The organism is Pseudomonas sp. lyk4-R2A-10 (assembly GCF_030209075.1).
In the GTDB taxonomy this organism is placed as follows: Bacteria; Pseudomonadota; Gammaproteobacteria; order Pseudomonadales; family Pseudomonadaceae; genus Aquipseudomonas; species Aquipseudomonas glycinae.
This window is the reverse complement of record NZ_JARVSR010000010.1, coordinates 447818-458218: the sequence shown is the minus strand read 5'-3', so window position 1 is coordinate 458218 and position 10401 is coordinate 447818. Positions and strand designations below refer to the sequence as shown.

7 protein-coding genes are annotated in these 10401 nt (G+C 55.9%); all 7 read left to right on the top strand.

Annotated elements, in window-relative coordinates; all coding sequences use genetic code 11:
• The first annotated feature begins 6 nt into the window (after positions 1 to 6).
• Entirely contained in the window at positions 7 to 372 is a 366-nt protein-coding gene (locus QRN46_RS15580; protein WP_201818378.1) for a response regulator, read from the top strand.
• 205 nt (positions 373 to 577) lie between these two features.
• Positions 578 to 4444, top strand: a complete 3867-nt coding sequence (locus tag QRN46_RS15575) for a hypothetical protein (protein WP_285355712.1) — start codon at positions 578 to 580, stop codon at positions 4442 to 4444.
• 82 nt (positions 4445 to 4526) lie between these two features.
• The gene (locus QRN46_RS15570; protein ID WP_221614686.1) at positions 4527 to 5816 is read left to right on the top strand and encodes a glycosyltransferase; all 1290 of its coding nucleotides are present in this window, start codon (positions 4527 to 4529) and stop codon (positions 5814 to 5816) included.
• Positions 5817 to 5967: 151 nt separating this feature from the next.
• Positions 5968 to 6810 carry a phosphatidylinositol-specific phospholipase C domain-containing protein gene (locus tag QRN46_RS15565; protein WP_285355709.1) on the top strand — a complete coding sequence of 281 codons (843 nt, stop codon included), beginning with the start codon at positions 5968 to 5970 and terminating at the stop codon, positions 6808 to 6810.
• Positions 6811 to 6885: 75 nt separating this feature from the next.
• The gene (locus QRN46_RS15560) at positions 6886 to 7791 is read left to right on the top strand and encodes an AraC family transcriptional regulator (protein ID WP_011334055.1); all 906 of its coding nucleotides are present in this window, start codon (positions 6886 to 6888) and stop codon (positions 7789 to 7791) included.
• Positions 7792 to 8017: 226 nt separating this feature from the next.
• Complete coding sequence (locus QRN46_RS15555; protein WP_221614688.1) at positions 8018 to 9328, top strand: ABC transporter substrate-binding protein; 1311 nt, start codon at positions 8018 to 8020, stop codon at positions 9326 to 9328.
• Between the two features lie 145 nt (positions 9329 to 9473).
• On the top strand, positions 9474 to 10400 hold the full coding sequence (locus QRN46_RS15550; RefSeq protein ID WP_011334053.1) for a carbohydrate ABC transporter permease: 927 nt from the start codon (positions 9474 to 9476) through the stop codon (positions 10398 to 10400).
• Position 10401: the final 1 nt, after the last annotated feature.

Here is a 10401-nt window from a genome sequence, read left to right as displayed (position 1 = left end):
GCCATTATGTCCAGCCCTGTGTCCACCATCCTTGTAGTAGAAGACGATGCCATCGTGCGCATGCTGATCGTCGACGTGCTGGAGGAATTGGAGTTCAAGGTTCTGGAGGCGGATGGCAGCGAGCAGGCACTGGACATCCTCAAGGATGTGAATCAGCACATCGACCTGATGATGACTGACGTTGGTCTGCCGATCATGGATGGCCGCCAACTGGCCACCGAAGCTCGCAACATTCGCCCGGCCCTGCCGATTTTGTTTGCCAGTGGTTATGCCGAGGCCATTGAAGTGCCGGCGGACATGCATGTGATCGGCAAGCCGTTTTCAATCGATCAGTTACGAGACAAAGTCAAAGCCGTACTTGAGTGTTCCTGAAAGTTTCAACTTCCATTCCCGAACTATTCAAAGGGCGGATCCCGGGTCTGCCCTGACCAACTTTGAAACCAACTACAACTGTTCATCAGCCGCAGAACAAAACTATTCTGCGGCCGTTCCGTAGTTGTGTTTTTTACGCACCACCAACTTTTGCATAACTGCCGAGGACAACTAATTCAGAATATAAATCAAGGATAAATTGCTTATGCAACTTGCACAGGGCACAAGCCTGCTGGATATAGACGACGCTGCATTCGATTTCGGGAATGTTGCCTCGCGTCGCAAGCTTGATCAAACAGAAAAATCCAGCATTGCTTCAAGCCTCTCTACCCTTGCAGGAAAACGCCCGGACACTGAACTCATCGACTTGCGCGACACCACGGTGCCCCGTTTGTCCGGCACGACGTTTGATAATGCCCTGGAATTTGCCCGCGTCGCTTTGTCAAAGATGCTTGAAACCGAGGACTTTGCTTTCCTTGCGCAGAAACATTCCCTGCCTGATGACACTGTTGTCTGTATTGATGAGCAGGCCAGACTCAGGATCCTGATCAAGGATGGATGGGTTGATATCACCAACGACCCCGCCATTAGCACCGACTTGCTCAATGACATCCTGATGTTGGGGGACTGCGCGGTAAAAACCGGCGGCTGTGTTTTTTCCGGGGAGTTTTTTGCAGTCGATCAGTGGCTTCGCTTTCATGAATACACCCTGCCCGGCAATGTTGAACAAGTGCGTAATCTGGTCGAGTTTCTTCAGTTCGAAATTCCGCAAAGCCCGGATACAGCCGACTTTTATCAATTGCTGGGGGAACCCGTCGACTCGCCTTTTCACCTGTCGGCAGAGGCACGCAAAACCATCACGCTGGTCACTGACGAACTCACGCAAGGTCAGTCCAGTCTGTTGAAGTTCATTGCAACGGACGATCTGCGCCAGGTGCCTGAAGTTGGTCGGCGCGAACGCGCGGCCGACTACCTGGAACGCTTTCTCGATTCGCCGAAAGCCAGGATGCTGGGTGAAGTTCTGCATCAGCGGCTGCAATGGCACCTGGAACAAGCTGACCGGGAAGTGGCGAAACGACAAATCAAATGTCTGGCAGCCACCGCGTTGATTCTGGATCTGAAAGTCGATGTCGAACGGCATGCGAAAACAATCGCCGGGTTTGCTCTGTATCAACCGGACAATGCTTTGAGGACCCCTTCGCAGGTGGTACAGGCATTTGAAAAACAACTGATCGTCGAAACGCAGCTGGAACCTGAACTGGGGCCTTTGGCCGCACACCTGTTGCTGGCAGGCGCGGCACCCCAGTTCCTCGTTCAGCAAATGCCCGTCGAATTGACGATCGGCAAGCCTGGCTGGGTCATTCTGTCCCAGGCGGTCGCACTGATTGAGCTCGCTGCGCCCGGCGCTTCGCGCCTGATGACCTACGCCCGGGTGAAGGCATTTTCTGAACTGGCGCCCGTCAGTAGCGCTCAACGTGCGATGCACGAACTGGCAACCATCACACCGGTTATCCAGTGGGCAATGCTCAACGGTGTCTTGCCTGCGACGACGGAAAATGAATATGACGTAGATGCCTTCATCATCGCCGCCAACCGTTTCAGCGAATATGCCGAAGCATTGAATGAAGTCGAAACAGGTATTTCGGTTGTTCCGCCTGATCGACGGGAGTTGGCACTGCAAGCGCTGAAACGCGTTTTGCCGGCAGGCGATTATCTTGAACAACGAGTATTCAAAGCCAGGTTCGACCCGTCATTGGGTGAACGCAACATTCTGGAATGGTTACTGCTTTATCATCCTGTCAGCCTGAGTAATGCAAACGGCGAACATTCAAAAATAGAGAGACTCCGTGTTTCGATTCTCGACCTCTACCTGTCAGGTGATCTGGTCGTTGCCGGCAAGTTGACGGACAAGTTCATAACCACCGAGGCATTCAATCCCCCCGCTAACGCCTTCTCACGGCTCGGCGAACTGGAACCAATCGACTCGCTGTTCGACGAGGTTTTTGAGCAATACCATCAAACTTTGCAGAAGAGCCTCCAGTCCATCATCAAAATGGCAGTGTCAAACTTGCCCAAACGTGACAGGACAATGCTGGCCAATGGTTTCATCACGTTATATACCGTTCGAAAGTCGGTAAACACGCTCAATCCATTTGAAGAAACCCAACGCCATCGCAATGCTGCCAAGGGGCGTTACGGCATTATTCTGGGCTGCCAAAACGGTAAGGCATTCCATTGTTATGAACTGTTCTCTCTCAGGGGACTTTGTCGCGAGCGTCCGGAGCTGGCCGACATGTTGCGTTCCACCGGGGTTGTGTATGAAGAGCCTTCACTGTCCTACAAAGGCGCGGACACGGACTTTCAGCCCAAAAAACTCGAGCGCCAATGGCCTCTTGACCTCGATGCCTATCTCAATGGCAGCGAGCCGAAACACGGTGTGAAGTCTGGCGCGGTCGTGGAAAAGCTTTGGCATTTCACCCTGACGTCCGAGGCAGTGCATCCGGTTCCGCTTTTCTTTTCCGCAGCCTTCCAATCCTTGGCGCAGGGGGTACTGGGCAATCACCCGGTGGCCACTCGTGACGAACTGTATTCATCGTTGTACGCAAAGACCGAACTGCAGCAAATACGCGCCGAAAATGATCAGGTGAATGAAGCCATCATCAATGTCATCGTGCCTTTCAAGAAATGTATAGAGGACCTGCGATCCGGCGACGCGTCTCAAGTAACCGAGGGCATCGGCGGCTGCATTCTCGACGGTCTGGCGTTGCTGGGACTGGTTGTCGGTTTCGGTGCCACAATTGCCGGCATCGCCGGCAAGACCACCTCGACGACCGCCAAGGCTCTGAGCATTGCCAAGGCAGGGGCGCATTTTTCGGTGTCCATTTTCAACCCGCTGGACGGGTTGCCGACGTTGGCTGTGCAAGGTGGGCGCCTGGCCAAAAAGGGCGTGCTGCTTCTGAGCAAATACGGGCTGAACACTCTGGAAACCGCCACCGGCCAGTTGCGCAAACTGACTGGAAGCGCGCAATCCTACGATCTGGTCAAGGCTGCGCAGAAATCAGACCTGTTTCAGGGTACCTGGAAGGCTGCGAATAATCCGGGGGATGCGGTCAGTCTGTTGGCACTTCAGCGAAACAGTGACTGGTATGCACTGAATCACAGGGTTGGCGGTGCCTGGGGACCCAAGTTGAGAAACCTTAAAGCCTCGCCCTTGGCGCCGCTTCGCCGACTCTTCGGTCGCTCGAAACCCTTCAGTTATACCCGGGCCTATGTGAAAAGAGCCCTGCCGACAGCCAAATCAAAACTCGATAATGCTGTTCTGATGCTCCTGGATAACGACAACGCTGACATGCGCGCGGTGCTCAAGCACGTCTTTGGCAATGATTCCGATGAAGTACTCAGGCATGTGAAAGCCAATTTGCACAACATGCGCAACGATCTGGATTACGTCACGCTTGCCAACATGTCGTTCAAAAAAGGCTCGGAAGCCAACGCTGCGTTGCGGCCGCCGGTTTACAGGCGCTGGAAGGCCAGCGTCCTCGACGGCTCGTACTTGAAAAACCCTCCGGAGCGATTTCTGGTGATCTACCCCGACGGACTGGACGACTATTACCGTATGGCCAAGTACGACGATGGCCGGATTGGAGATGTGTTGGTTCATGAAATGGCTCACGGCGCGCCGGACACACTGGACTTGTATTACGGGCAATTGAAACAGGCCGGCGCCGGGCCTGCCGATATGGACGTGGCCGGATTGCTGGATTTCGCCAAGGATGCTCACAAAGCGCACCCTAAAAACCTTTCCAATCCGCATTTCCGGGCCACTCATGATGAGGGCTTCGAGTTGTTGGGGCTTATCGAAAATACGCTGCCGTCGCTCGTTAAAAAGCATCCGGCATTGCTCAACGCCGATTCCTACTCACTGGCGGTATCAATGCTCGATCAGGCACGGACACACCGGGAAACGTTCTTGCTCAATCTCGCTCGCATTCAGAACGGCTTGAAAAACACCAACAGGCTTGGCTTCATCGACGGCTCGTTGCGACTCAAACTGAGCAAGGCACCGATCTGATAAAAAGCGGATTGGCAGGCGCGCGCATTGTGTTCTAATTCGCGCGCCTTTTTTTGTCCCTTTGTCCCAGGAATCGTTACTCATGAGTCAGCCCGCAACCAAAGTCCTCGTCATTGGTTACGTCTGGCCGGAACCTCGCTCCTCCGCCGCGAGCGGACATGTGATGCAGATTCTCGAGACGTTCCTGCGACAAGGCTGGCAAGTTACCTTTGCCAGCCCGGCCGGTACCGGTGAGCACCGCGCCGATCTGACTGCGCTGGGCATTCACGAAGTACCGATCGAACTGAACAACAGCAGTTTCGATGTGTTTATCAGTGAACTGGCCCCGGACATCGTGTTGTTCGACCAGTTCATGATCGAAGAACAGTTCGGTTGGCGAGTGGAGAAACACTGCCCCGCTGCCTTGCGCGTTCTGGAAACGTCGGACCTGCAGAGCCTGCGGCATGCTCGACACCAGCGCTTGAAAGATCGACTGAAGCTCAGCGACGACGCCAACGATTTCCGAGGATTGTTTGCCCCGGCGCTCGCCGAAGAGTTCGAACTGATGGCCGAAACCGATCTGGCCAAGCGCGAGATCGCCGCGCTTTATCGTTGCGATCTGAACCTGATGATCTCGCCAGTGGAAATCGAGTTGCTGGTGCAACAGTTCAAGCTGCCACCGGAGTTGTTGCACTGGTGTCCGTTGATGGTCGAACCACTCGGCACACCGTCAAAACCCTTCGAGGAGCGCGCGCACTTCCTCAGTATCGGCAATTTCCGTCACGCCCCGAACTGGGACGCCGTTCTGTGGCTGAAGACGACAGTCTGGCCGCTGATTCGCGATCAACTGCCCAAGGCACAATTACATGTCTACGGCGCGTATACGCCGCCCAAGGCAACAGCGCTGCACAATGCGTCCCAGGGTTTTCACATCATGAACTGGGCGGAGGATGCATTGCAGGTCATGTCCGATGCCCGGGTTTGCCTGGCCCCCCTGCGTTTCGGCGCTGGCATCAAGGGCAAGCTGATCGATGCCATGCTCTGCGGAACGCCCAGCGTGACGACGCCGATCGGTGCTGAAGGTATGCACACGGATCATCTCTGGCCAGGAGCCGTGACGCAGTCGGCGCGGGCGTTCGCCGATGCAGCGGTTCAGCTGTACAAGGACGAAGGGCTGTGGCAAACCGCTCAAACTCAAGGCAGCACGCTATTGCGTGATCGCTATCAACAAGCGATTCATGGTCCTGCCCTTATTGAGAAAATAAAATACTGCCGTGAACATCTGGCGCAACTCAGAAAAAACAACTTCACAGGCAGTATGTTGCGTCATCACGCACACAAAAGTACTCAGTACATGGCGCAGTGGATCGAAGCAAAAAACCGGAACAAATGAGATGACGGAAAATTATAAAAACAATCACCAACAACTTGCATCAGTCCACCAATAGCCATTAAAAAAGTTAAACGCTATAAACATCCTGCAAGCGCCATTCAAATAAAAAATTGAATTGCCAACAACTCTTTAAATCACGCAGGATACATAAATGAGCAACAATAACTGGATGGGCTCAACGCCCGCCATTGATACACTGACAATCGCTGAACTGACATTGCCCGGCACCCACAACGCAGGCAGTGACTGGCGCGCCGACTACCCAATCTTCGGCCCGCCTCGCCATTGGCTGGTATGTCAGCACGATACCTTTTACGCCCAACTGCACCATGGTTCCAGAGCGCTGGATATTCGCCTGAGCTATGAAGCCAGTGCGGAAGGTCCAAAAAAATTCATTCTTCACCATAATGGTTTTCGAAACTCTCGGACATTAGGGCAACTGATCAACGACGTAGAACTTTTTCTGCAAAAAAACCCTGACGAGTTCATTGTTCTTGATTTCCACAAACTTGATGGCAAAGACTTCGACCACGACTACTTCAATAAAATAATGAGCAGTTTTCTCGGGCATCGACTGATCCCGCGCTGGAACGCGGCCCTGAGCCTGCGGGAGCTGAAGCGCGCCAGCCCGCAACAGCGAGTGTTCGCTGCCGGTCCAGGCATAGAACTTGATCACACGATATTCCACGATTATGTAAGCCATAAGTGGTCAGGCACCGATACGACTACGCCTGACGAGCTGAGGGCGTTCATCGGTAGTGTCATGCAGAATCCACCGGGCTCCTGGCGTCCCTGGTCGTTGTCCGCCACCAGTTATACCTACCTGGGCGGTCCCGTCGACATCCATGACCAGTTGAACGAATGGTTCGATCTGGACAAAAGTGACTGGGCATTGAAGTGCAATATCATCAATGTCGACTTCATCGAAGAGTCGGACCTGGTAGAGATTTGCCGGATTGCCAACTTGATGAAAGCCCGAGAACGGGCGCTCTGAGCGGCAATGGAAACTGGCGCAACCGACGAGGAACGAGGCATGATCACCGGGCGATAACAATAAAAGCGCTCTGCCATGACCCGAACAGCCCGCGTGACTGACCCTTCTTATGAGCTGATGGATGACCACAACGGGTTGTCCATCATCTATCGCCAGCACGGTTTCCCCTGCCCGCTGGTGCGCTGGCATTTTCACAAGGAGTACGAACTGCACCTGATCGTCGCCAGTTCGGGCAAGGTGTTCATCGGCGACTACATCGGCAACTTCTATCCACAGACCCTGTTCCTGACCGGCCCGAATCTGCCGCATAACTGGATCAGCCAGGTGGCCGAAGATGAAGTGGTCGAGAAACGCGACATGCTGGTCAACTTCACCGATGAACTGTTCGAAAGCGGCCATCAGGTATTCGCCGAACTCAAGACCCTGGCACCGCTGCTCGAACGTGCGCAGTACGGCATCGAATTCCGCTCGCCGCAGACAATTCGCCAGGCCATGACCCTGATGCAACGCATCGCCGATTCAACCGGCATCACCCGTCTCGGGCACTTTTTCATCCTGATGGAATTGCTGGCGGCGTGCGACGACTACCAACTGCTGTCCGGCGCAACCACCCCGCAACTGGCCGACGAGCACAACATCGACCGCACCAACCGCGCGGTGGATTACATCTTCGCCCACTACGCCCGCGAGCTACCCCTTGAGGAAGTCGCCGAGCACCTGGGCATGAAACCCACCTATTTCAGCCGCGTGTTCAAGCAGGCCACCGGGCGCAATTTCATCGAATTCGTCAATCGCCTGCGCATCAGCAAATCCTGCGAGTTACTGGCCGATGGCGACAAACCGGTGACCGAGGTGTGTTTCGAGTCGGGCTTCAACAATATTTCCAATTTCAATCGGCGCTTTCAGCAGCTCAAAGGCATGACGCCATCGCATTACCGGCGGCTGGTGGTGCAGCGCCTGACCGAGCAAAACCACGGCTGAGCAGGAAAATCTGTACGGTTTCGCGCCCTTCGCCCTGCTGAAACGCCCTTCCCTGCGGTTATCGCGCCAATCCCGAGTGCAAAAAAGTATCGATTCAAGTGCTAGGGATGATTTGTCAGCCCTGCGTCAGAAGGCTGTAATCAGTGCACATTCTTCCCCCGCCGGAAGAACACAAAAACAATAACTGTCCTTCTGCCCCCCGCCGGGTGCAGAAAAGGAGTGCACGATGCAACCCACTGCAAAAGCTCTGCTGGCCCTCACCTGCATGACCCTCAGCAGCGTCAGCCTTGGCGCCCAGACCCTGACCATCGCCACCGTCAATAACAGCGACATGATCCGCATGCAAAAGCTCTCGAAAACCTTCGAGACCGAGCATCCGGACATCAAGCTCAATTGGGTGGTGCTGGAAGAAAACGTCCTGCGTCAGCGCCTGACCACCGACATCGCCACCCAGGGCGGTCAGTTCGACGTGTTGACCATCGGCATGTACGAAGCCGCACTCTGGGGTGCCAAGGGTTGGCTGGAGCCGATGAAGGATCTGCCGGCCAGCTACGCCCTCGATGATGTGTTCCCGTCCGTACGCGAAGGCCTGTCAGTCAAGGGTTCGCTGTACGCCCTGCCGTTTTACGCCGAGAGCTCGATCACCTACTACCGCACCGACCTGTTCAAGGACGCCGGCCTGACCATGCCGGAGCGTCCGACCTGGGAGCAGATCGCCGGCTTCGCCGAGAAACTCACCAATAAGGACAAGGAACAATACGGCATCTGCCTGCGTGGCAAGGCCGGCTGGGGCGAGAACATGGCGCTGATCACCACCGTGGCCAACGCCTATGGCGCGCGCTGGTTCGATGAGCAATGGAAACCGGAATTCAGCGGTCCGGAATGGAAAAACGCGCTGAACTTCTATGTCGACACCATGAAGAAATCCGGCCCGCCGGGCGCCTCCAGCAACGGTTTCAACGAGAACCTCGCCCTGTTCAACAGCGGCAAATGCGCGATCTGGGTCGATGCCAGCGTCGCCGGCTCGTTCGTCACCGACAAGACCCAAAGCAAGGTCGCCGATCACGTCGGCTTCACCTACGCGCCGCATCAGGTCACCGACAAAGGCTCGGCCTGGCTGTACTCGTGGGCGCTGGCGATTCCGACCAGCTCCAAGGCCAAGGACGCCGCCAAGCAATTCAGCGCCTGGGCTACCTCCAAAGAGTACGGCGAACTGGTCGCCAAGACCGACGGCATCGCCAACGTTCCGCCGGGCACCCGCGCCTCGACCTACAGCGACGCTTACATGAGCGCCGCACCGTTTGCCAAGGTCACGCTGGAATCGCTGAAAGCGGCCGATCCGAGCAAACCGACCCTCAAACCCGTGCCGTACATCGGCATTCAACTGGTGACCATTCCCGAGTTTCAGGGGATCGGCACACAGGTCGGCAAGCTGTTCTCCGCCGCACTGATCGGCCAGACCACGGTCGACCAAGCGCTGACCGCCGCCCAGCAAACCACCGAACGCGAGATGAAGCGCGCGGGTTATCCGAAGTAATCCTGCGCATTTCCATGTGGGAGCGAGCCTGCTCGCGATAGCGGTAATCCGGTCTCAATAAATGTGGCGGATGGACCACCCTCATCGCGAACAGGCTCGCTCCCAGAGTGGATCGAGTCTGCCTTTTAAAACGGTTGTGATCACCATGAATACTTCAACTGCCAAAGCCCACATCGACCTGTCGCAGCCCCGGCGCAAAAGCCGCGTGGCCAATCCCGGCTGGTTCCTGGTCAGCCCTTCGGTGGCCCTGTTGCTGCTGTGGATGATCGTGCCGCTGGGCATGACCGTCTATTTCTCGATGATCCGCTACAACCTGCTCGACCCGGGCACCAACGAATTCGTCGGGCTGGAAAACTTCACCTACTTTCTGACCGACTCCGGCTTCATGCCCGGTGCCACCAACACCTTATTGCTGGTAGGCAGCGTGCTGTTGATCAGCGTGGTGTTCGGCGTGTTGATCAGTGCGTTGCTGGAAGCCAGCGAATTCTTCGGTCGCGGCATCGTGCGAGTGATGCTGATTTCGCCGTTCTTCATCATGCCCACGGTCGGTGCGCTGATCTGGAAGAACCTGATTTTCCATCCGGTGTCCGGGATCCTCGCCTACCTCTGGAAACTGTTCGGCGCGCAGCCGGTGGACTGGCTGGCGCACTACCCGCTGCTGTCGATCATCATCATTGTCTCGTGGCAATGGCTGCCCTTCGCGATCCTGATCCTGATGACCGCCATGCAGTCCCTCGACCAGGAACAGAAAGAAGCCGCGCGCCTCGATGGCGCTGGCCCGATCGCGATCTTCTGGCACCTGACCCTGCCGCACCTGGCGCGGCCGATTGCCGTGGTGGTGATGATCGAAACCATCTTCCTGCTGTCGGTGTTCGCCGAAATCTTCACCACAACCAACGGTGGCCCCGGCTACGCGTCGACCAACCTCGCCTACCTGATCTACAACCAGGCGCTGGTGCAGTTCGACGTCGGCATGGCCTCGGCCGGCGGCCTGATCGCCGTGGTCATCGCCAACATCGCCGCGATCATTCTGGTGCGGATGATCGGCAAAAACCTGACTGACAAAGCCTGAG